The 22,511-nt window shown below is 64.6% G+C and carries 20 protein-coding genes; 8 read left to right on the top strand and 12 right to left on the bottom strand.

Going from position 1 to position 22,511, the window contains the following annotated elements:
• The first annotated feature begins 68 nt into the window (after positions 1–68).
• The 4 genes from pqqC to GDH07_RS28520 are packed head-to-tail and all read left to right on the top strand — an operon-like array spanning position 69 to position 4,029.
• On the top strand, positions 69–821 hold the full coding sequence (gene pqqC / locus GDH07_RS28535) for a pyrroloquinoline-quinone synthase PqqC (RefSeq protein WP_053137658.1): 753 nt from the start codon (positions 69–71) through the stop codon (positions 819–821).
• Positions 818–1,093, top strand: coding sequence for a pyrroloquinoline quinone biosynthesis peptide chaperone PqqD (gene pqqD, locus GDH07_RS28530; RefSeq protein WP_022641451.1), 276 nt, complete (start codon positions 818–820; stop codon positions 1,091–1,093). The genes pqqC and pqqD overlap by 4 nt, the downstream gene beginning before the upstream one ends.
• A complete protein-coding gene (gene pqqE, locus GDH07_RS28525; RefSeq protein ID WP_343038352.1) occupies positions 1,065–2,231 on the top strand; it encodes a pyrroloquinoline quinone biosynthesis protein PqqE in 1,167 nt (388 codons plus the stop codon). The genes pqqD and pqqE overlap by 29 nt, the downstream gene beginning before the upstream one ends.
• Positions 2,197–4,029, top strand: a complete 1,833-nt coding sequence (locus GDH07_RS28520; RefSeq protein WP_152899545.1) for a S9 family peptidase — start codon at positions 2,197–2,199, stop codon at positions 4,027–4,029. The genes pqqE and GDH07_RS28520 overlap by 35 nt, the downstream gene beginning before the upstream one ends.
• Before the next feature lie 194 nt (positions 4,030–4,223).
• Here GDH07_RS28520 and GDH07_RS28515 read toward each other — a convergent pair whose 3' ends face one another.
• From GDH07_RS28515 to GDH07_RS28505, 3 genes are all read right to left on the bottom strand, one after another.
• Complete coding sequence (locus tag GDH07_RS28515; RefSeq protein WP_011063854.1) at positions 4,224–4,382, bottom strand: YqaE/Pmp3 family membrane protein; 159 nt, start codon at positions 4,380–4,382, stop codon at positions 4,224–4,226.
• A gap of 265 nt (positions 4,383–4,647) precedes the next feature.
• Positions 4,648–5,373, bottom strand: coding sequence for a type 1 glutamine amidotransferase (locus tag GDH07_RS28510; RefSeq protein WP_152899544.1), 726 nt, complete (start codon positions 5,371–5,373; stop codon positions 4,648–4,650).
• Positions 5,373–6,656, bottom strand: coding sequence for an aspartate aminotransferase family protein (locus tag GDH07_RS28505; RefSeq protein WP_152899543.1), 1,284 nt, complete (start codon positions 6,654–6,656; stop codon positions 5,373–5,375). The genes GDH07_RS28510 and GDH07_RS28505 overlap by 1 nt, the downstream gene beginning before the upstream one ends.
• 229 nt (positions 6,657–6,885) lie before the next feature.
• Between GDH07_RS28505 and GDH07_RS28500 the strand changes: the two genes are divergently transcribed.
• Positions 6,886–7,815: a LysR family transcriptional regulator gene (locus GDH07_RS28500; protein ID WP_152899542.1), complete on the top strand. Its 930-nt coding sequence runs from the start codon at positions 6,886–6,888 to the stop codon at positions 7,813–7,815.
• Positions 7,816–8,051: 236 nt separating this feature from the next.
• On the opposite strand, the gene GDH07_RS28495 is transcribed toward GDH07_RS28500, so the two are convergent.
• The 9 genes from GDH07_RS28495 to bioB form a co-directional block, all read right to left on the bottom strand.
• A complete protein-coding gene (locus GDH07_RS28495; RefSeq protein WP_152899541.1) occupies positions 8,052–9,830 on the bottom strand; it encodes an acyl-CoA dehydrogenase C-terminal domain-containing protein in 1,779 nt (592 codons plus the stop codon).
• A gap of 411 nt (positions 9,831–10,241) precedes the next feature.
• Positions 10,242–11,534, bottom strand: coding sequence for a GGDEF domain-containing protein (locus GDH07_RS28490; RefSeq protein ID WP_152899540.1), 1,293 nt, complete (start codon positions 11,532–11,534; stop codon positions 10,242–10,244).
• A gap of 219 nt (positions 11,535–11,753) precedes the next feature.
• Positions 11,754–13,559, bottom strand: a complete 1,806-nt coding sequence (locus tag GDH07_RS28485; RefSeq protein WP_152899539.1) for a phenylacyl-CoA dehydrogenase — start codon at positions 13,557–13,559, stop codon at positions 11,754–11,756.
• A gap of 299 nt (positions 13,560–13,858) precedes the next feature.
• Positions 13,859–14,155 carry a hypothetical protein gene (locus GDH07_RS28480; RefSeq protein WP_053137675.1) on the bottom strand — a complete coding sequence of 99 codons (297 nt, stop codon included), beginning with the start codon at positions 14,153–14,155 and terminating at the stop codon, positions 13,859–13,861.
• 107 nt (positions 14,156–14,262) lie between these two features.
• Complete coding sequence (bioD, locus tag GDH07_RS28475; protein WP_022641460.1) at positions 14,263–14,943, bottom strand: dethiobiotin synthase; 681 nt, start codon at positions 14,941–14,943, stop codon at positions 14,263–14,265.
• Positions 14,940–15,752: a malonyl-ACP O-methyltransferase BioC gene (bioC, locus tag GDH07_RS28470; RefSeq protein WP_022641461.1), complete on the bottom strand. Its 813-nt coding sequence runs from the start codon at positions 15,750–15,752 to the stop codon at positions 14,940–14,942. The genes bioD and bioC overlap by 4 nt, the downstream gene beginning before the upstream one ends.
• Positions 15,745–16,476 carry an alpha/beta fold hydrolase gene (locus GDH07_RS28465; protein WP_152899538.1) on the bottom strand — a complete coding sequence of 244 codons (732 nt, stop codon included), beginning with the start codon at positions 16,474–16,476 and terminating at the stop codon, positions 15,745–15,747. Before GDH07_RS28465 ends, bioC begins: the two co-directional genes overlap by 8 nt.
• A complete protein-coding gene (gene bioF, locus GDH07_RS28460) occupies positions 16,469–17,647 on the bottom strand; it encodes an 8-amino-7-oxononanoate synthase (RefSeq protein WP_152899537.1) in 1,179 nt (392 codons plus the stop codon). The genes GDH07_RS28465 and bioF overlap by 8 nt, the downstream gene beginning before the upstream one ends.
• A 119-nt stretch (positions 17,648–17,766) precedes the next feature.
• On the bottom strand, positions 17,767–18,822 hold the full coding sequence (gene bioB / locus GDH07_RS28455; protein WP_022641463.1) for a biotin synthase BioB: 1,056 nt from the start codon (positions 18,820–18,822) through the stop codon (positions 17,767–17,769).
• Between the two features lie 92 nt (positions 18,823–18,914).
• Between bioB and GDH07_RS28450 the strand changes: the two genes are divergently transcribed.
• The 3 genes from GDH07_RS28450 (at position 18,915) to GDH07_RS28440 (ending at position 22,486) form a co-directional block, all read left to right on the top strand.
• A complete protein-coding gene (locus GDH07_RS28450; protein ID WP_152899536.1) occupies positions 18,915–19,649 on the top strand; it encodes a ComFC family protein in 735 nt (244 codons plus the stop codon).
• Positions 19,650–19,713: 64 nt separating this feature from the next.
• Positions 19,714–20,478 (top strand): TOBE domain-containing protein, encoded by a 765-nt coding sequence (locus GDH07_RS28445; protein ID WP_085599094.1) that lies wholly within the window; start codon positions 19,714–19,716, stop codon positions 20,476–20,478.
• A gap of 106 nt (positions 20,479–20,584) precedes the next feature.
• Positions 20,585–22,486 carry a PhoX family protein gene (locus GDH07_RS28440; protein WP_152899535.1) on the top strand — a complete coding sequence of 634 codons (1,902 nt, stop codon included), beginning with the start codon at positions 20,585–20,587 and terminating at the stop codon, positions 22,484–22,486.
• Positions 22,487–22,511: the final 25 nt, after the last annotated feature.

Raw genomic sequence — 22,511 nt, 5'->3', positions numbered from 1 at the left:
CAGCGCCCTGGGGCCGTGTGCGCAACCGCGGGCCCGCCCGCGACCAGGCCAAGCCCCGGAGAACCCAGATGACCGACACCCCGCTGTCCCCCGCCGAATTCGAACAGGCCCTGCGCGCCAAGGGCGCCTATTACCACATCCATCACCCCTACCACGTGGCGATGTACGAAGGCCGGGCCAGCCGCGAGCAGATCCAGGGCTGGGTCGCCAACCGCTTCTACTACCAGGTGAACATCCCCATGAAGGATGCGGCGATCCTCGCCAACTGCCCGGACCGGGAAGTACGCCGCGAGTGGATCCAGCGCCTGCTGGACCATGACGGCGCGCCAGGCGAGGACGGTGGCATCGAGGCCTGGCTGCGCCTGGGCCAGGCCGTGGGCCTGGACCCGGACCAGTTGCGCTCCCAGGAGCTGGTATTGCCGGGGGTGCGTTTCGCCGTGGATGCCTACGTCAACTTCGCCCGGCGCGCCAGTTGGCAGGAAGCCGCCAGCAGCTCCCTGACCGAACTGTTCGCCCCGCAGATCCACCAGTCGCGCCTGGACAGCTGGCCCCAGCACTATCCGTGGATCGACCCGGCCGGCTACCAGTACTTCCGCACGCGCCTGGGCCAGGCCCGGCGAGACGTGGAGCACGGCCTGGCCATCACCTTGCAGCACTACACCACCCGCGCGGGCCAGGAGCGCATGCTGGAAATTCTCCAGTTCAAACTGGATATTCTTTGGAGCATGCTCGACGCCATGAGCATGGCCTATGAACTGAACCGCCCGCCTTATCACAGCGTCACCGAGCAGCGGGTCTGGCACAAAGGGATCACCTTATGAGTTTCGATCGCAGCAAAACCCCACGCTGGCGCCCCGGCTACCGCTTCCAGTACGAGCCGGCGCAAAAGGGCCATGTCCTGCTGTACCCCGAGGGCATGATCAAGCTCAACGACAGCGCTGCCCTGATCGGCGGCTTGATCGATGGCGAGCGCGACGTGGCGGCGATCATCGGCGAACTGCAGGTGCAGTTCCCCGGGGTCGCCGAGCTCGGTGACGATATCGAGCAATTCATGGAGGTCGCCCGTGCCCAGCACTGGATCGAACTCGGCTGACTCCAACGTGCCCGCCAAGCCGGAGATCGGCCTGCCACTGTGGCTGCTGGCCGAGCTGACCTATCGCTGTCCGCTGCAATGTCCGTATTGCTCCAACCCGCTGGACTTCGCGGCACAGGGCAAGGAGCTCGATACCGCCCAGTGGCTCAAGGTGTTTCGCGAGGCCCGGGAGATGGGCGCCGCGCAGCTGGGCTTTTCCGGCGGCGAACCGCTGGTGCGCCAGGATCTGGCCGAACTGATCGGCGAGGCGCGCAAGCTGGGGTTCTACACCAACCTGATCACCTCCGGCATCGGCCTCACCGAGCAGAAGATCAGCGACTTCAAGAAGGCTGGCCTGGACCATATCCAGATCAGCTTCCAGGCCAGCGACGAGCAGGTGAACAACCTGCTGGCCGGCTCGAAGAAGGCCTTCGCGCAGAAGCTGGAGATGGCCCGTGCGGTGAAGGCCCACGGCTACCCGATGGTGCTGAACTTCGTCACCCATCGGCACAACATCGACAAGATCGACCGCATCATCGAGCTGTGCATCGCCCTGGAAGCCGACTTCGTCGAATTGGCCACCTGCCAGTTCTATGGCTGGGCCCAGCTCAACCGCGTTGGCCTGCTACCGACCCGCGAGCAGCTGGTGCGCGCCGAGCGCATCACCAACGAGTACCGCGCCAAGCTGGAGGCCCAGGGCCACCCGTGCAAGCTGATCTTCGTCACTCCGGACTATTACGAGGAACGCCCCAAGGCCTGCATGAACGGCTGGGGCAGCCTGTTCCTCACCGTGACCCCGGACGGCACCGCCCTGCCTTGCCACGGCGCGCGGCAGTTGCCGGTACAGTTTCCCAATGTGCGCGAGCACAGCATGCAGCACATCTGGTATGAGTCCTTCGGCTTCAACCGCTTTCGCGGCTACGACTGGATGCCCGAGCCATGCCGCTCCTGCGACGAGAAGGAACAGGACTTCGGTGGCTGCCGCTGCCAGGCGTTCATGCTGACCGGCGACGCCAGCAATGCCGACCCGGTATGCAGCAAGTCGCCGCACCACGGGATGATCCTCAAGGCCCGGGAAGAGTCCGAAACCGCCACCCAGACCATCGAACAACTGGCATTTCGCAATGAACGAAACTCACGCCTCATCGCCAAGGGTTGAGCCCTTCAGCGCCAGCCAGGCCACGGCCGCCGGCGTCGACTTCGCCGAGCTGCAACTGACGTCCCACGGCTTGTTCTGGAACGAGTACCGCCCCGAGGACGGTGCCTGCCGGATCTGGCATTGGCACCAGGGCCAGGCCCGCTGCCTGACACCCACGGGCTTCAGCGTCCGCAGCCGGGTCTATGAATACGGCGGCGGCGCCTTTTGCGTCGGCCAGGACAACCTGGTGTTCGTCAATGAACGCGACCAACAGCTGTACCGCCAGCCGCTGGATGGGGGCGCCCCCGTGGCCCTGACCCAGGGCGAATGCCGCTACGGCGACCTGCAGCAGCACGCCGGCCAGGTGCTGGCCGTGGAGGAATGCGCCGACCGGCACCAGTTGGTGGCCTTCGACGGCGCCAGCGGCCAGCGCCAGCTCCTGGCGACCGGCGCCGACTTCTATGCCGCGCCGACCCTGAGCCCCAACGGCCAGCGCCTGGCCTGGATCGAATGGGACCGCCCGCACCAACCCTGGACCAGCACCCGCCTGATGCTCGCCGAGCGCCTGGCCGACGCCAGTTGGGGCGAACCGCGCTGTGTGGCGGGCAACGACGAGCCGGAATCCTTGCAACAACCGCGCTTCGACCCGCACGGCAAGCTGCATTGCCTCACCGACCGCCAGGGTTTCTGGCAGCCCTGGGCCGAGTCGGGCCTGGGCTTGCGCCCACTGCCCTGCGCGCCGGCGGACCACGCCCCGGCCCCCTGGCAACTGGGCGGCTGTACCTGGCTGCCACTGGGCGACGATAGCTGGCTGGGCACTTGGACCGAGGAAGGCTTCGGCCGTCTCGGGCTACACCAGGCCGATGCTGCACCGCAGGATTTCACTGGTGCCTACAGCCGCTTTCGCAGCCTGGCCCTGGATTCGCAGCGGCTGTATTGCATCGCGGCCTCGCCCACCAGCCCCTCGGCAGTGCTGGCCATCGACCGTGCCACGAGCCAGGTCCAGGTCCTGGCCGGAGGCATCGCCCCCCTGCCTGCGGAGCTCATCAGCCGTCCGCAGACCCTTCGCTATCCCAGCGGCGGGGGCCAGGCCCATGGTTTTTTCTACCCGGCCATGAATGGCGCGGGACGTCCACCCCTGGTGGTGTTCATCCACGGCGGCCCGACCTCGGCCTGCTATCCGATGCTCGATCCGCGCATCCAGTTCTGGACCCAGCGCGGTTTCGCTGTGGCCGACCTCAACTACCGGGGCAGCAGCGGCTACGGCCGGGCCTATCGCCAGGCCCTGCATCTGCGCTGGGGCGAAGTGGACGTGGAAGACGCCTGCGCGGTGGTGGCCTACCTCGACCAGCAAGGCCTGATCGACCCCGGGCAAGCGTTCATCCGCGGCGGCAGCGCCGGTGGCTACACCACCTTGTGCGCACTGGCCTTCGCCCGGGTCTTTCGTGCCGGCGCCAGCCTCTATGGCGTCAGCGATCCCCTGGCACTGACACGGGTCACCCACAAGTTCGAAGGCGACTACCTGGACTGGCTGATCGGCGATCCCGAGCAGGACCGCGAGCGCTACCTGGCCCGGACGCCCTTGCTGCACGCCAGCAACATCCAGGTGCCCGTGGTCTTCTTCCAGGGTGAACTGGACGCGGTGGTGGTGCCCGAGCAGACCCGGGTCATGCTCAAGGCCCTGCAAGAACAGGGAATTTGCGCCCAGGCCCATTACTACCCGGAGGAACGCCACGGCTTTCGCAAGGCCGAGAACCAGGCGCACGCCCTGGAGCAGGAATGGTTGTTCTACCGCAAAGTGTTGCAGGCGCAGCACTGAATATCAGGCCCGCCCAGAGCGGGCCTGATGGTTTCTAGCAGGCCGTTGAAAAACGTAGGCGAGGTAGCCAGCGCAAGGCGAAAACAGACGAAAAAGCGCAGTTTACGAGTGGTAAATGAGCATTGTGACCGGGCTGACGCACCAGCCTGTTTTCAACGCAGCGATGGCAACGCAGGTAGTTTTTCAGCAGCCTGCTAGCGCTTGGCGATGATGTACACCGCATGCACGATACCGGGGATGTATCCGCACAAGGTCAACAGGATGTTCAACCAGAAGGCGCCGCCGAATCCCACTTGCAGGAACACGCCAAGGGGCGGCAACAGGATGGCGAAGATAATGCGGATCAGATCCATGGATGACTCCTGACAGAAATGGCTCGGATGAGCCCTACCTGCAATCGACCCTGGTCCCTGGCCAGGGTTCAGCCCAATTGCCAAGCGGCCCATGACCCGCTCAGGCGCGGATCTCGATCCCATGTTTGTGCACCATGCTCAGTAGCTTCAGAGCCATGCCGCTGGGGGTGTTCGGGCCTGGAAAAGACGGGGACAAAAAAACGCCCCGTGCGAAAGATCAGGCACGGGGCGATGCGTTATACCGCGAGACGGTTCAGGAATTCTGTCAGCGCAAGGTCGGCAGGGGCCCGGACAAGTAGTCCAGCACTCGGAACAGGGTCGGCGCCAGGCCGCTGCAATGGGGGATGCCGGCGAGGATCGCCTGGCGGTCTTCGACGCTTTCAGGCCCGGCATCCTGCTCGGCGCTCAACCAACCCCGGGGGCGCGATTGCAGCAGCGCCTCGATGCTCTGCAAATCGCTCTGCAGCAGGCACTGCAAGCCAATGGCCCGTTCCTGCCAGATGAACCCCTGGTTGGCACAGGCGGCGGAGCGATACAGCGGCAGGGCGCCCTTGGGCAGATCGAAACTTTCACCATGCCAGTGGAAGGCCATCAGGCGTTCCGGCAACGCCAGCCCCAAGGGAGAATCCTGGGCGCTGGGATACTTTTCCACCGGCCACCAGCCAATCTCGCTGGCCGCGCAAGGACGTACCTGGGCGCCCAGGGCCTGGGCCAGGAGCTGGCCGCCCAGGCCGATGCCCAGCACGCGCTTGCCGGCGGACAGGGCCTTGCGCAGCAGGCGCTTTTCCGCGACCAGCCAGGGCGCCTGGACTTCGTCATGCACACTCATGGGGCCGCCCAGCAGGATCAGCAGGTCGAAGCTGTCGAGCCGTGGCAGGCGGGCCTGGGCATGCACATGGCAGATATGCACCGAGGTGGCGCGCTCCAGCAGCCACTGGTTGATTCGCCCCGGACCGGCAGCCGCGCTGTGCTGCAGGATCAATACACGCATCAGACGGCTACCCCCTTGCGGCATTGCAGCTGCGCGGTGCGGACCCGGGCGAAGGCTCGGGCCAGGCGCAGCAGCATTTCATCGATATTGCCCTTGCTCACGGTCAGCGCCGGGGTGAAGCGCAGGCAGTCCGGTTGCACGGCATTGAGCAGCAACCCTTCCTGCAAGGCGGCCTTGACCACTGCCTCGGCGGAGGCATCGGCCAGGGTCATGCCCCAGAGCAGCCCTTGGCCACGGACCTGGCCCTGGGCATGACGGCTGGCCAGGCGAACCAGGCCCTGGCCCAGATATTGGCCATTGCTGCGCACTTGCTGCAAGAAGCCCTGCTCCTGGAGGCAGTCGAGCACCGCCAGCCCGGCCGAGGTCATCAGGGCATTGCCGTGGTGAGTGCCATCCAGTTCGCCATGCTCGAAACAGCAGGCCTTGCCTCGGGCCAGCAGGGCCGCCAGCGGCACTCCGCCACCCAGGCCCTTGCCCAGGGCGATGATGTCGGCGCGCACGCCATACAGTTGTTCGGCCAGCAAGGTGCCGCAACGACCGATACCGGTCTGGACTTCATCGAAGATCAGCAGGATGCCCAGCTCGCGGCACAGTCGCTCCACGCCCTTGAGGTAATGCTCGGTGGCCGGCACCACTCCCGCCTCGCCCTGGATCGGCTCGAGCATGATCGCTACGGTTTGTGCATCCACCGCCGCATGCAGGGCCGGCAGGTCATTGAACGGCACCTGGCTGAAACCCGGCAGGCGCGGCTCGAACCGATTGCCGGTGGCATTGCCCGCAGACGCCGACAGCGCGGCGAACCCCCGGCCATGGCAAGCCTGGCTGGCGGTGATGATGCCCGCCGCGCCACCGCGATGCAGTTGCCCCCATTTGCGCGCCAGCTTGATCGCCGCTTCACACGCCTCGCTACCGCTGCCCAACAGATAGGCCTGGTCGCTGCCGGTGCTGCGGCACAAACGTGCGGCGAGCTTGAGCATGCCACGGTTGTAGAACCCGGAACCCGGGTTGATCAGCGATTGCGCCTGGGCGGTCAGGGCGTTGACCAGCACCGACGGGCTATGGCCAAGGCTGTTGGCGGCTCCGGCCTGGGTGAAGTCGAGGTAGGTTCGGTCGTCGCTGTCCCATAACCAGGAGCCCTGGCCACGGACGAATACCGGTTGCGGCCTGGGTACGCTGGGCATCAGGCAGTCGCTGGAGAGGTTGTCGACCACAGTGGCCGCGCTCGGGGCCATGGCCAGCTGGTCCAGGCTGGGCGGGGTGCGACGCAGGTTGAACAGGTTCATGCCCGCAGGCTCCATGACCATGATCCGAGCTGCTTTGCAAGGGTGCGTTGGCCCTCGCCATAGACCTGTCCTGGGTCGATGTTTGTTGCCTTTCCTATGTAAGAACCATCGACCTGAACGCTACTCATCTTCTTTCGTGGCCCTGTAAGCCCTGTGAATAGGCGTAGACTAGGCCCCTACGGGGCTTTGGGCCATTTCGATTTTTAAGCTTTTTCGATAAGAATTACTTATGGATTTCAAGCAACTGCGTTATTTCGTCGCGGTGTATGAAGAAGGTCACGTAGGGCGCGCCGCAGAGCGCCTTTCGATCTCCCAACCAGCGCTTTCCCAGCAGATTCGCCAGCTGGAGCAGCACCTGGATGTGAGCCTGTTCGAGCGCAGCAGCAAGCGCCTGTTGCCGACCCTGGCCGCGCATACCCTGTACAACCATGCCCTGCCCCTGCTCGATGGCCTGCAGCAGGCCCGCGAAGCCCTGCGCAACTTCAAGGGCCAGGCCCTGCGGACCCTGGCCATCGGCGTGCTGCAAACCGTGCACAGCAGCCTGGTGCCGCAGATGCTCGAACGGGTGCGCAAGGCCCAGCCGCACCTGGTGGTGCAGATCTACGAATTGACCGGCCTGGAAATCGAACGGCGCTTGCTCAATGGCTCGCTGGATATCGGCATCAGCTATCTGCCACCGCGGCAACCGGGGCTGCATGGCGTACCGCTGTACGAAGACGAACTGACCCTGGTCATCCCCGAGCAGCATCCCCTGCGTGAATTCAAGAAAGTCTCCATGAGCCAAGCGGCCGAACTGCCGATGCTGCTACTGGGAGAGGAGTTCCAGATCCGCCAGATCTGGCAGGCCCAGCTGGCCAACCTGGGGCGCCGCCCGCAGGTACAGGCGGAGCTGAACAACATGGCCGGGATTCTCGACAGCCTGCCCCATACCCGGCTGGCCACCGTACTGCCGGGACGCTCCCAGCAGCAGAACGGCAATCGGCAATTGCTCTGGAAACCCTTGAGCGAGCCCAGAGTGCCGTTGAAAGTCGGATTGGTTTGCCGTGATCTGCAGCGTCAGCAGGGAACCCTGGAATTGCTGCGCACGCTATTGGAAGATCCGCTGCACAGCCAGGACGCGCGGCTCGGCGGACCGGCACTACCAGAAACCCTGGCCTGAAGCGGATCGGGAAAAAATCCGCACAAAAGAAAAACCCCGCCGAAGCGGGGCTTTGCAGACTGTTTCCCTGACATCCATTTCACTCCACCATCCTGGCGGAATCCTACGTGTCCGTGTTATTTCTTTGCGCTTCCTGCGCTACGTCCATGTAACGTAGATTAGCGATGCCCCTCGTTCGCCGATATGGGCGATCTGCAGCACGTAACGTAAGAAATGACTTACAGGCACTTTGCCTCTTAGAACTGCTCCGCCGGCAACAGATACAGCGATTCGCTGCCCGCCTTGACCGAAGCGCTCAAGGAGTGGATACGCGGCAGCAGGCGGGCGAAGTAGAAGCGCGCAGTCCCCAGCTTGCTGGCGTAGAACTCGTCTTGCTGCTCCTTGCCCAACGCCGCCTTGGCCATCAGTGCCCACATGTAGGCGTAGGCGGTGTAGCCGAACGCTTGCAGATACTCCACGGACGCCGCGCCAATCTCGTTGGGGTTGCTGGCCGAGCGGTCCAGTACCCAGGCAGTCAACTCATCCAGATTGTCCAGCGCGGCATTCAACGGCCGCACGAACTCCCCGAGCTGGGCATCGGCGGTGGCGGTGAAGTGGCGGATCTCATCGGCGAACAACTTGTAGAACGAGCCGCCGCTGCCGACGATCTTGCGCCCCACCAGGTCCAGGGCCTGGATGCCGTTGGTGCCTTCGTAGATCTGGGTGATGCGCACGTCGCGCACCAGCTGCTCCTGGCCCCACTCGCGGATGTAACCGTGGCCACCAAAGATCTGCTGGCCATGGACCGTGGTCTCCAGGCCCAGGTCGGTGAGGAATGCCTTGGCCACCGGAGTCAGCAACGCCACCAGGCTTTCCGCACGCTTGCGGGTCTCGGCGTCCTCACTGAACTTGGCGGTGTCCAGTTGCATCGCCACATAGGTGGAGAAAGCCCGGCCGCCTTCGTTGGCGGCTTTCATGGTCAGCAGCATGCGCCGCACGTCCGGGTGGACGATGATCGGGTCGGCAGTCTTGTCCTTGGCTTGCGGGCCGGTCGGGGCACGGCTCTGCAGGCGATCGCGGGCATATTCCACGGCGTTCTGGTAGGAACGCTCGCCCGTGGCCAGGCCCTGGATACCTACGCCGAGGCGCTCGTAGTTCATCATGGTGAACATGGCCGCCAGGCCCTTGTTCGGCTCGCCCACCAGGTAGCCAACGGCCTGGTCGAAGTTCATCACGCAAGTAGCGGAAGCCTGGATGCCCATCTTGTGCTCGATGGAGCCGCAGCTCACCAGGTTGCGCTCGCCCAGGCTGCCATCGGCATTGACCATGAACTTGGGCACCAGGAACAGGGAAATGCCCTTGGGCCCGGCTGGGGCGTCCGGCAGCTTGGCCAGTACCAGGTGGATGATGTTTTCGGTCAGGTCGTGCTCACCGCCGGTGATGAAGATCTTGGTCCCGGTGATGGCATAGGCGCCGTCCGCCCGTGGCTCGGCCTTGGTGCGGATGATCCCCAGGTCGGTGCCGGCATGGGGTTCGGTCAGGCACATGGAACCGGCCCAGACGCCGGCATACATGTTCGGCAGGTAGGTGGTCTTGAGCTCGTCGCTGGCGTGGGCGTTGATCGACAGGCAGGCGCCGGCGGTCAGCATCGGATACAGGCCGAAGGCCAGGCTGGCGGAGTTGACCATTTCCTCGACCTGGGCCGATACCGCCTTGGGCATGCCCATGCCACCGAATTCAGGATCGCCGCCGACACCGACCCAGCCACCTTCGGCATAGGTCTGGTAGGCCTGCGGGAAACCTTCCGGAGTGCTCACCACGGTGTCATTCCAGCGACAACCTTCTTCGTCGCCGCTACGGCTCAACGGGGCAATGCTGCGGGCAGTGACCTTGCCCGCTTCTTCCAGGATCGCCTCGACAGTCTCAGCGTCCACTGTTTCCGCCAGCGCTGGCAACTGGGCCCAGAGCTTGGCGACCTCGAACACTTCATTGAGGACGAAGCGCATATCGCGCAGGGGCGCTTTGTAGTCAGCCATGGCAAACCTCGCAAGATCTAAACAGGCGGGCCGGAACGGGCCCATTCACGAAAAACCGAGTGTACCCGAACAACTTTTGCGACACATAGGGTCATCTAGTGACCTTTTTGTTATTTTTAGTCAACTTCCAGCCATGACAAAGAAAAACCCGCCAAGGGCGGGCCTTGCCGGGAATACGCCCGTTTGTCCGCTGGGCCAGACGCTCTGCCGGCAGTTAGCCGTGGGCAGGTGAAAACATCCACGGGCAGCCTCGCGCCCAGGCAGAGCCGCTGGCAAAAAGTCATCGAGTAGAAACGCGCGAAAGCGCTTGGCCCTGAGCCATGGCGACGCCCCGACAGCAGGTCGTTGCAACCTACTGTCGGCACCGGGGCCTACCAATCACCCTGCGGACGCTGAATGCGTCGCCATCAGTCAGCCTGCCGCGGTGTCCATCCGCACCGCACCACGGCGGTTCTGCCCGAAGGCCATGACACAGTTGCGCCCCGCGCCCTTGGCGCTGTAGAGCGCCTGGTCGGCTGACTTGAGCACTTCCTCGGGAGTACGGTGCTCCATCAACCGCTCGGCGACACCGATACTGATGGTCACCGACACGCTGGAAGCACCGACCGCCCCGCGCCGCTGGCGCCCCTGCTGGTCGTCCTGGGGGCGGTTTTCCTGGTTGCGCAACTGGATGTTATAGCCGGCGATGATCTCGCGGATCATCTCCAGGTGCGGCATGCATTCGTCCAGGCTCTTGCCGGCGAACACCACGGCGAACTCTTCACCGCCATAACGGTAGGCGCGACCGCCACCGGTGACCTTCGACAACTTGCTGGCCACCAGGCGCAGCACCTGATCGCCAACGTCGTGACCATGGGTGTCGTTGAATTTCTTGAAGTGATCGACGTCGGTCATGGCCAGTACGTAGTTGCGTCCCAGTCGCTGCATGCGTTCGTTCAGGGCACGGCGCCCCGGCAGCCCGGTCAGCTCATCGCGAAAGGCCATCTGGTAGGCCTCGTGGGCCACCGCGGCGGCGATCATCAACATCACCTGGCTGCACATGATGTTCAACGTGAAGGGCAAGATGAAGGTCTTGGGCAACATCCAGAACAGCCCGAGCAAGCCCACCAACTGCGCCGCATGCAAGGGGCGCGGGCTGCGCCAGTACTGGATCGCCAACAGCAGGAAGGCCGCAAGGAACACCGGATAGGACAACTGGATCAGGCTCATCCAGCTGCCATGCAGGGCTGGCCAGCGGATCTCCGCCAGCCACGCCAGCAGCGCCTGGGGATAACTCTGCTCCAGGCCCAGGGCCACGCTGCCGAAGGCGAGCAGCACGGCGAAGCGTGCCACCATGTCCTGGAACAGGTGCGTGCGCTCCTGCCAGGCGGCGAACAAACCGAACAGCAAGGGCAGCAACAGGCAACACAGGTGGAACACCACCGCGGCATCCTCACGAACCCGGCCATTGTCACGGTAGAAGTCGGTCTGGGTATCCAGCAGGAAGTAGGCGATATACACCGTGACCATCAGGAACAGCTCGCGCTGGCGTCGATACACGGCGCAATACGCCCCGCCGAGCAACAGCACCAGGGTCGGCAACACGTTGAACAGCGAAGTGAAGAATACGTTGAGATCCTTGACGTAGGCGGCCGCCAGCCCAGCAAGCAGAAGCAGTAAAGACGGAAGAAAGTGACTGAAACGTACAGCGGAAGAACGCGGCAAGGGTAAAACTCCAACCCGGCTTATCAGTAGATGGCATTGTGCCTTCATTGAAGAAGTTAAGCACATGCGATGTGACAGGCGTCACATTGCCACCTCTGTAACGGCAGGGAATCGCTTCAGCTTAGCGTTTTAGTCGGGAATTTTTACCGACGGTCCGCAGATGCAAAAAAGCCGCTCGTCCCGAGGGGGCGAGCGGCTTCGCAGTGGAGCCGGACGGGCTTAGTAAGCCAGGCCGAAATCCTCTTCCTTCATGTCCATCAGGTTGTTGGCGCCCGACAGCATGGTGGCAACATGGGTACGGGTACGCGGCAGGATGCGCTGGAAGTAGAAGCGCGCGGTCTGCAGCTTGGCGGTGTAGAAGGCCTCTTCGGTGGTGCCGGCGGCCAGCTTCTCGGCTGCCAGGCGTGCCATGTCGGCCCAGAAGTAGGCCAGGCAGGCGTAGCCGGAGTACATCAGGTAGTCCACCGAAGCGGCACCGACTTCCTCGCGGTCTTTCATCGCGGCCATGCCCACTTTCATGGTCAGTTCGCCCCATTCCTTGTTCAGTGCCGCCAGCGGTGCCACGAACTCCTTCACGGCCTCGTTGCCTTCGTTGTTCTGGCAGAACTTGTGGACGATCTTGGTGAAGCCCTTCAGCGCTTCGCCCTGGGTCATCAGCACCTTGCGACCCAGGAGGTCCAGGGCCTGGATGCCGGTGGTGCCTTCGTACAGCATCGAGATACGGCTGTCGCGAACGTTCTGCTCCATGCCCCACTCGGCGATGAAGCCGTGGCCACCGTAGATCTGCACGCCGTGGTTGGCGGACTCGAAGCCGACCTCGGTCATGAAGGCCTTGGCGATCGGGGTCATGAAGGCCAGCAGTGCGTCGGCCTTCTTCTTCTCTTCTTCATCCACACCGTACTTGACGATGTCCACCTGCTTGGCGGTGAAGTAGACCATGGCGCGGTTGCCTTCGGCGAACGCCTTCATGGTCAGCAGCATGCGACGCACGTCCGGGTGCACGATGATCGGATCGGCAGCCTTGTCTGGCGCTTTCGGGCCGGTCAGCGAGCGCATTTGCAGGCGGTCGCGAGCGTATTTCAGGCCACCCTGGAAACCGATCTCGGCGTGGGCCAGGCCTTGCAGCGCGGTACCCAGGCGAGCGGTGTTCATGAAGGTGAACATGCAGTTCAGGCCCTTGTTCGCCGGGCCGATCAGGAAACCGGTGGCCGCGTCGAAGTTCATCACGCAGGTGGCGTTGCCGTGGATACCCATCTTGTGCTCGAGGGAACCGCAGCTCACCGCGTTGCGCTGGCCGACAGAGCCATCGGCGTTGGGCAGGAACTTGGGCACGATGAACAGCGAGATACCCTTGGTACCGGCCGGAGCGTCCGGCAGGCGGGCCAGCACGATGTGGACGATGTTGTCGGCCATGTCGTGTTCACCGGCGGAGATGAAGATCTTGGTGCCGGTGACTTTGTAGGAACCGTCGGCCTGAGGCTCGGCCTTGGTGCGCAGCATGCCCAGGTCGGTGCCGCAATGTGGCTCGGTCAGGCACATGGTGCCGGTCCACTCGCCAGTCACCAGCTTGGTCAGGTAGGCATCTTGCTGCTCAGGCGTACCGTGGGCGGAAATGGTGTTCATCGCGCCATGGGACAGGCCTGGGTACATGCCCCACGACCAGTTGGCCTCGCCGACCATTTCGCTGACAGCCAGGCCCAGCGACTCAGGCAGGCCCTGACCGCCGTGCTCGACATCGTGGGCCAGGCTTGGCCAGCCGCCTTCGACGAACTGCTTGTAGGCTTCCTTGAAGCCGGTTGGGGTCTTAACGCCGGATTCACCCCAGGTGCAACCTTCCAGGTCGCCTACACGGTTCAGCGGCGCCAGCACCTGCTCACAAAACTTCGCACCTTCCTCGAGAATGGCGTCAACCATGTCCGGAGTGGCGTCCTGGCAAGCCGGGAGGCTCTGATAGTGCGCCTCATAACCAAGCAGCTCGTCACGAACGAAGCGAATATCACGCAAGGGGGCCTTGTAGTCAGGCATAGCGATAAACCTCTGCTGATGTAACCGGGAATGAACAACCGCGTTGAGTTTTTATAGCGGTCAAACAGTTGTTTGAAACATACGTTTACGCCTAAATCTTGTCAAGCGTCGGACAAATACCTTTCGTCATCGGCATGTAACACCCGCGCAGGCCAAAGCCCACGGCACTGCCATGAAGTGTAGAAGCCGGGTCGCCGGCAATCAGTCAGCGAGGGAAATCAGCCGAGGAAATGGCATAAAGGCAGGCATGAAAAAGCCCGGCCCCCGAAAACGGGGGCCGGGCTTCAACGAAAAGACGATCAGGCGTAGGTGTCGATCAGCGTACCCAGGGCTTCATCCGAGGCCTTGGCGACCTTGACGCCCAGTTCGACCTGGAACTTGCCGGCGGACATTTCCACCACACTGCTGGCCACGTCCGACTCCTGGCTGCGGTCCACGCCACGCAGGCGATTGACCTGGAGCTCCGACGACTGGCTGCTGGCGGAACGCTCGACGGCGGTGCTGGCGATCTGGCCAGCGGCTTGATCGACCCGGTTCTGCCCGGTCTGAATCGCGTTCAGCCCGGCGTAGTAAGCGCTGTTCCCGGAAATTTCCATGGGATGACTCGACCTGGAAAATGGATGACGTTGCCAATTGAAGCAGACCCGTCAAGAAAACACCCGTCAAAAACACTAATGGCCATCTGCCCTGTCATAGGCAAAATCTAGTCCAGCAAGTCCAATTGCAGGTGTTCGGCCACCGCCGCGGCCCCAGCCAGCCTGAGCCGGGGCACCCTGCCCAGGCACGGCGCGGGAAGGCGCTCGGCCAGGGTCGCCAGGTTCTCTTCCAGACGAGAGGTCTGCGGATCGACGATGTTGGCCACCCAACCGGCCAGTTGCAGACCGTCCCGGGCAATGGCTTCGGCAGTCAGCAAGGCATGGTTGATGCACCCCAGCCGCACGCCCACCACCAGGATCACCGGCAGCCCCAGGGCCATGGCCAGGTCCGAGAGATTATCCTGGCCCGCCAGGGGCACGCGCCAGCCACCCGCGCCTTCGATCAGGGTGAAATCCGCCCCCTTGGCCAGGACGTGGCGCATGGGCAGCAACAGCGACTGCACCGTCAGTGCCACGCCCGCCTCGCGTGCGGCCAGGTGTGGAGCGATCGCCGGCTCGAAGGCGAGCGGATTGACCTCTTCATAACTCAGCGGCAACGACGCCTGCGCTTGCAACGCCAAGGCATCGGCGTTGCGCAAGCCCTTGGCCGTCAACTCGCAACCGGACGCCACCGGCTTGCCCGCCGCCGTGCTCAGCCCGGCCAGTCGCGCGGCATGCAGCAAGCCGGCAGCGATGGTGGTCTTGCCCACCTCGGTGTCGGTGCCGGTGATGAAATAGGCCGGACTCATAGTGGTTTCTCCAATACGGCATGGACTACCTGGTAAGTCGCCGGCAGCCCCTTGGCCTGGCGAAAGCCCTCGTAGGCGGCGATCAATCCGGCGATGCGCGCCCGTCCGGTCAAACCACCAGGACGGCCAGGGTTGAGGTTGTGCGCCCCCAGGGCCTTGAGTTCGTGGGTCAGGCTGCGCACATCCGGGTAATGCAGGACATGGGGCACCCGCTCCAGGCTACGCACCCGCAAGCCACTGGCATCGCACAACTGGCCATAGCGCTCGAAAGCACGGAAGCGGTTGACGTGCACCTGCCCGTCCACCTGCCCCCAGCTGTCGCGCAGCTCCTGCAGGGTCCCCACGCACAAGCTGGCGAACGCCAGGACGCCGCCAGGCTTGAGCACCCGCCGGGCCTCGCTGAGCACTGCGGCAAAATCGGCGCACCACTGCACCGCCAGGCTGGAGAAGATCAACTCGCAACTGGCCGCCTGCAATGGCAGGCGCTCGGCGTCCCCGGCAATGAAGTACTCGGCACCACCCAGGGGCCGTGCGTGCTGGAGCATGCCTTCAGCGATATCCACGGCCAGGCCCTGGCTACCCGCGAACCGCTCCCCCAGCGCCCGGCTGAAATGCCCGGTGCCGCAGCCCAGGTCGAGCCAGCGTCCGGGGGTCCAGTCAGCAGGCAGGCGGCTCAGCAACTGCTGGCCAACCGCCCGCTGCAACTCGGCCACGCTGTCGTAGCTGGCCGCTGCGCGGGAAAACGAAGCCGCCACCTGGCGCTTGTCAGGCAAGCCGGTGGCCAGCACAGGAATAGACAGATCAGTCATCACCGGACTCATGCAAGAACGCCTGGATCGCACCCGCCACTCCATGGGGGGCCTCCAGAAGAAAACCGTGGCTGGCCTGTTCGATCAGGCCAACTTCCACATCCGGCAACAACGCCAGCAACTCGGCGGCCGTTTCAGCCGGTACCAGGCCATCGAGCCCGGCGAACAGGTGCAACTGAGGCCCACGAAAACCTTGCAAGGCCTCGCGGGTATCGAGCCGCGCCAACAATTCAAGACCCGCCAGCAACACCTGTGGCCGGGACACCGGCGCGCCCCCCGACAACGCCCGGGACAAGCCGCGATGGTCGAGGGCGCCCTGGGCACAGAGCAACGAGAAACGCTTGAGGGTGCCTTGCGGGTCGGCGGCACAGCCCGCCAGGAAGGCGGCGAAGGTGTCTTGGGCCATGGCGCTCGGCCACTGCGCATGGGCGACGAAGCAGGGATTGCTGGCCAGGGTCAGCAGCCCGCAGCACCGTTCACCACGACGGGCCGCCAGCGCCGAGGCCAGCATCCCGCCCAGGGACCAGCCACCCAGCCAGGCATCGTCCGGCAGCGCGTCGTCCAGTTCATCCAGCCAATCGTCCGGGTCGCTGGACATCAGTTCCGGCAACGGCTGGACCTGTACCCGCAGGTGCTGGTCCAGCCCCTGCAACGCTGCAGCCAGGGGCTCCAGGGGCGACACGCCCAGCCCCCAGCCGGGCAACAGGATCAGTCGATCACGCATGGCTCGGCTCCACTTGCAGTTCACCGTGACAATCGGCCAATGCGTCTAACAATAGCTGCACCTGGCTCTCGCTGTGGGCGGCAGACAGCGTCACCCGCAACCGGGCACTGCCGGCCGGCACCGTCGGCGGGCGAATGGCGGTGACCAGGATCCCGCGCTCGCGCAGTTTCTGCGACAGCGCCATGGCTCGCGCACTGTCGCCGACCAGGATCGGCTGGATCGGGGTGAAGCTGTCCATCAGCTCCAGGCCGATCTGCTCGGCGCCCCGGCGGAACTGGCGGACCAGGCTCGCCAGGTGCTCGCGCCGCCAGTGCTCGCTGCGCAGCAGCTCCAGGCTTTTCAAGGTGGCGCAGGCCAACGCCGGTGGCTGGCTGGTGGTGTAGATATAGGGCCTTGCGAACTGGATCAGGCTCTCGATCAACTCCTCGCTGCCGGCGACGAAGGCGCCAGCCGTACCGAAAGCCTTGCCCAGGGTACCCACCAGCACCGGTACTTCATCCAGGCTCAGGCCGAAATGCTCCACCAGCCCTGCGCCATTGGCACCCAGGGGGCCGAAGCCGTGGGCGTCGTCGACCATCAGCCAGGCGCCTCGGGCCTTGGTTTCACGGGCCAGGGCCGGCAGGTCGGCCACATCGCCATCCATGCTGAATACGCCGTCGGTGACCACCAGGGTATTGCCGGTAGCCTTCTCCAGGCGCTTGGCCAGGCTGGCCGCATCGTTGTGCAGATAGCGGTTGAAGCGCGCGCCACTGAGCAGGCCGGCATCCAGCAGCGAAGCATGGTTGAGACGGTCTTCCAGCACCGTATCGCCCTGTCCCACCAGGGCCGTGACCGCCCCGAGGTTGGCCATGTAGCCGGTGCTGAACAACAAGGCCCGGGGCCTTCCAGTGAGTTCGGCCAGGGCCTCCTCCAGAGCATGGTGCGGACCGCTATGGCCCACCACCAGGTGCGAGGCGCCACCGCCCACGCCCCAGCGGCTGGCACCGGCCCGCCAGGCTTCGATCACCTGTGGATGACTGGCCAGGCCCAGGTAGTCGTTGTTGCAGAACGCCAGCAGCGGCTGGCCGTCGACCACCACTTGCGGCCCCTGGGGGCTGTCGAGCAAGGGGCGCTGGCGATACAGATGCTCGGCACGGCGGGCCGCGAGGCGCGCGGAAAGATCAAAAGACATGCTGGCCTCGATGATCGGGAAGAAATCCAACATCGCAGGCGACCGGGCGCCGAAGTCCCTGCGGGATCCTCAGCGGCCCTGGAGTCGCCCGCGGCGGCGGGGATGACGTCAGCCTGGGGTCAGACGGCGGCGTTGTAGAACTGCTCGCTGCTCTTGTGCTCCACCAGGGCCTGCTCGATGGCCGCCTGGTGCACTTCGTCGGCGTGCTCTTCACGCGCTTCAGGCTGGATCCCCAGGCGGGCGAACAGCTGCATGTCCTTGTCGGCCTGCGGGTTGGCGGTGGTCAGCAGTTTTTCGCCGTAGAAGATCGAGTTGGCGCCGGCGAAGAACGCCAGGGCCTGCATCTGCTCGTTCATCGCCTCACGACCGGCGGACAGCCGCACATGGGACTGGGGCATGAGGATCCGCGCCACGGCCAGCATGCGAATGAAATCGAACGGATCCACCTCTTCGGCATTCTCCAGCGGCGTACCGGCCACCTTCACCAGCATGTTGATCGGCACCGACTCCGGATGCTCCGGCAGGTTGGCCAACTGGATCAGCAGGCCGGCACGATCGTCCAGGGACTCGCCCATGCCCAGGATGCCGCCGGAGCAGATCTTCATCCCGGCATCGCGTACATAGGCCAGGGTCTGCAGGCGCTCGCTGTAGGTGCGGGTGGTGATGATGTTGCCGTAGAACTCCGGCGAGGTATCGAGGTTGTGGTTGTAGTAGTCCAGGCCCGCCAGGGCCAGGGCCTCGGTCTGCTCCTGGTCGAGGCGGCCCAGGGTCATGCAGGTCTCCAGGCCCATGGCCTTGACCCCTTTGACCATCTCCAGCACGTAGGGCATGTCCTTGGCGGACGGGTGCTTCCAGGCCGCGCCCATGCAGAAGCGCGTGGAGCCGATGGCCTTGGCCCGGGCGGCCTCTTCCAGGACCTTCTGCACTTCCAGGAGCTTTTCCTTTTCCAGGCCGGTGTTGTAGTGACCGGACTGCGGACAATATTTGCAATCTTCCGGGCAGGCGCCAGTCTTGATCGACAGCAAGGTGGAAACCTGGACCCGGTTGGCGTCGAAATGCGCGCGGTGCACGGTCTGCGCCTGGAACAGCAGGTCGTTGAACGGCTGGGTGAACAGGGCTTTGACTTCAGCCAAAGTCCAGTCATGACGCAGGGTGGCGGTGGTGCTGGCGCTCATGGGCGGTTCCTTGATTATGCTTGGCAGGCGATGCGGGACAGGGAAAGTCCACAGCCGCAACACGGATGTTCGGCATATTTAAGGAAGCCGCCATGAGCTGTCAACCAGAAAGAAAACCGCAGGTTTACATCTGGCTAAAAAACAAACAAACCTGTTTGCTCTGTGACGAACCCAGCGATTCGCCCCAGGCGCTCTGCGCGCCTTGCCTGGACGAAATGCCCTGGCTCGGCAGCCAATGCCCCATTTGCGCCCTGCCACTGCCGGCTCCCGGCCCGGCTTGCGGTCAATGCCTGCAACGGCCACCGGCATTCGAACGGGTCATAGCGCCCTGGCGCTACGAGTTCCCGGTGGACAGCCTGATCAGCCGCTTCAAGCACCATGAGAAATGGCCTTTTGGCCGGCTGATGGCCGAACTTCTCGTGCAGTTCCTGCTTTATCGCTTCGATGAAGACCTACCCAGCCCGGATGCCCTGGTGCCAGTGCCTTTATCCCGTCGGCGCTTGCGCCAGCGGGGGTTCAACCAGGCCGGGATGCTCGCCCACTGGCTTGGACAACACCTGAAGCTGCCGGTAGAAGCGCGGTTGCTGCTGCGCACCCTGGACACTCCCGCGCAACAAGGACTGGATGCCCGGGCCCGCCAGCGCAACCTGCGCGGCGCCTTCAGCCTGGCCCCCGATGCCCGGATCGCCGGCCGCCACCTGGCGCTGGTGGACGACGTGCTGACCACGGGCGCCACCGCCCAGGCCCTGGCCCGGTTGCTGGTCGCTGCCGGAGCCAGGCGGGTGGACGTCTACTGCCTGGCCCGCACTCCCAGGCCCGAGGCCTGACTTGACTCTCGCGGCTCAAGCCGCAAACTTCCTGTCCATCTTCCGTGCCCGAAGCGCTCTTGCCATGTCCCTGCCCACTTTGTTGACCCAGCACATCGTCCGCCGCCCGCAACGCATCGCGCTGCTGCAACACATCGCCGAGCAGGGTTCCATCACCCGTGCGGCGAAAAGCGCCGGGCTGAGCTACAAGGCGGCCTGGGACGCCATCGACGAGCTGAACAACCTGGCCCAGAACCCACTGGTGGAACGCAGCGTCGGCGGCAAGGGCGGCGGTGGCGCCAGGCTGTCCGCCGAGGGCGAGCGGGTCTTGCGTCTCTACCAGCGCCTGCAGGTGCTGCAGGCCCAGGTACTGGAGGCCGCTGAAGACGCCAGCGATCTCGACTTGCTGGGACGCCTGATGCTGCGCACCAGCGCACGCAACCAGCTGCACGGCAAGGTCCACGGGATCGAACCCCATGGCTGCAACGACCTGGTCAGCCTGGAACTGCCCGAGGGGGTGCGGCTCAAGGCCCGGATCACCCACGACAGCACCCAGCGCCTGGAGCTGGCGCCCGGCACCCAGGTGGTGGCGCTGATCAAGGCTGGCTGGTTGGATGTGCAAGCCGTCGGCGACCCAGTAACAACTGGACACAATTACCTGACCGGTATCATCGAGCGGATCCTCGATGCCGAGGATGGCCCCTGCGAAGTCCGCATCGCCCTGCCCAATGGCCAGGTCCTCTGCGCCCTGGCCGAACCGCTGCTGCTGAAAACCCTGGACCTGGCGCAGGAGCGGCCGGTCCAGGTGCAGTTCTCGCCGTCCCATGTGCTGCTGGGCACCCCGCTCTGACCCTGGCCCCCAGCTCCCGTACGCCCTGATCCCGGGGCTCGGCACTGCAACAAATTCGTCATCGGTGCTCATTAAGGTGGCTGCAAAAACCCGCAGGGAGCCTGATATGAGCCTGTTAGAAGAAGACCAACCCACCGACCTGGAACAGATCGTCGGCCTCAGCCGCCGCGGCTTCATCGGTGCCGGCGCCCTGTGCGGCGCGGCCCTGTTCCTGGGCGGCAACCTGCTGAGCCGCAGCGCCCTGGCCGCTGGAGTCAGCGCCGGCAACGGCCAGCTGCTGGGCTTTGCCAGCATCCCCAGCGCCACCAGCGACACCATCACCCTGCCACCGGGCTACAAGTCCTCGGCGCTGATCAGCTGGGGCCAGCCACTGCACAAGAACGGCCCGGCCTTCGACCCCAGCGGCAACGGCACCGCCCTGGCCCAGGAAGTGCAGTTCGGCGACAACAACGACGGCATGAGCCTGTTCGCCTTCCCGGATGACCGGCATCGGGCGCTGATGGCGATCAACAACGAGTACACCAACTACCGCTACCTCTATCCCCATGGCGGCCTGCCACAGTCGGCCGAAGACGTGCACAAGGCCCAGGCCAGCGAAGGCGTGTCGGTGATCGAGGTGCAACGCAAGAACGGCCAGTGGCAGTTCGTCCAGGGCTCGCGCTACAACCGGCGCATCCACGGCAACACGCCGATCCGCCTCAGCGGCCCGGCCGCCGGCCACCCGTTGCTCAAGACCAGCGCCGACCCCAAGGGCAAGAAAGTCCTGGGCACGTTCCAGAACTGCGCCAACGGCAAGACCCCGTGGGGCACCTACCTGACCTGCGAAGAGAACTTCACCGACTGCTTCGGCAGCAGCAACGCCGAGCACAAGTTCGACGCGGCCCAGAAGCGCTACGGCGCCTCGGTGGCCAGCCGCGACATCAACTGGCACCAGCACGACCCGCGCTTCGACCTGGCCAAGAACCCCAACGAACTCAACCGCCACGGCTGGGTGGTGGAGATCGACCCTTTCGATCCGCAATCGACCCCGACCAAGCGCACCGCCCTGGGCCGCTTCAAGCATGAGAACGCCGCCCTGGCGCAAACCCGCGATGGCCGCGCAGTGGTTTACATGGGCGACGATGAACGCGGCGAGTTCATCTACAAGTTCATCACCCGCGATCGCATCAACCACCGTAACCCCAAGGCCAACCGTGACCTGCTGGACCACGGCACGCTGTATGTGGCGCGCTTCGACGCCGGCGACGGCAACCCGGACCGGCCCAAGGGCCAGGGCCAGTGGATCGAGCTGACCCACGGCAAGAACGGCATCGACGCCAGCAGCGGCTTCGCCGACCAGGCCCAGGTGCTGATCCAGGCCCGCCTGGCCGCCAGCGTGGTCCAGGCCACACGCATGGATCGCCCGGAATGGATCGTGGTCAGCCCCAAGGATGGCCAGGTCTATTGCACCCTGACCAACAACTCCAAGCGCGGTGAGGACGGCATGCCGGTGGGCGGCCCCAACCCGCGGGAGAAGAACGTCTATGGGCAGATCCTGCGCTGGCGCACCGGTGGCGACGACCATGGCTCGCTGAACTTTTCCTGGGATCTGTTCGTGGTCGCCGGCAACCCTGGCGTGCACGCCGGCAAGCCCAAGGGCGGTTCCGCCAACATCACCCCGCAGAACATGTTCAACAGCCCCGATGGCCTGGGTTTCGACAAGGCCGGGCGCCTGTGGATCCTCACCGACGGCGACTACAGCAACAGCGGCGACTTCGCCGGCATGGGCAACAACCAGATGCTCTGCGCCGATCCCGACAGCGGCGAGATCCGCCGTTTCATGGTCGGGCCGGTGGGCTGCGAAGTCACCGGAATCGCCTTCGCCCCGGACTACAAGACGCTGTTCGTGGGCATCCAGCACCCCGGGGAAAATGGCGGCTCGACCTTCCCCGAGCACTTGCCCAACGGCAAGCCGCGCTCTTCGGTGATGGCCATTACCCGGGAAGACGGCGGCATCATCGGCGCCTGATCCAACCCCGTGCCGAACCCGCGCC

It is taken from the genome of Pseudomonas piscis, assembly GCF_009380155.1.
GTDB classification, from domain to species: Bacteria; Pseudomonadota; Gammaproteobacteria; order Pseudomonadales; family Pseudomonadaceae; genus Aquipseudomonas; species Aquipseudomonas piscis.
The sequence above is the reverse complement of the archived record's forward strand: the minus strand, read 5'-3'. Positions and strand labels throughout refer to the sequence as shown.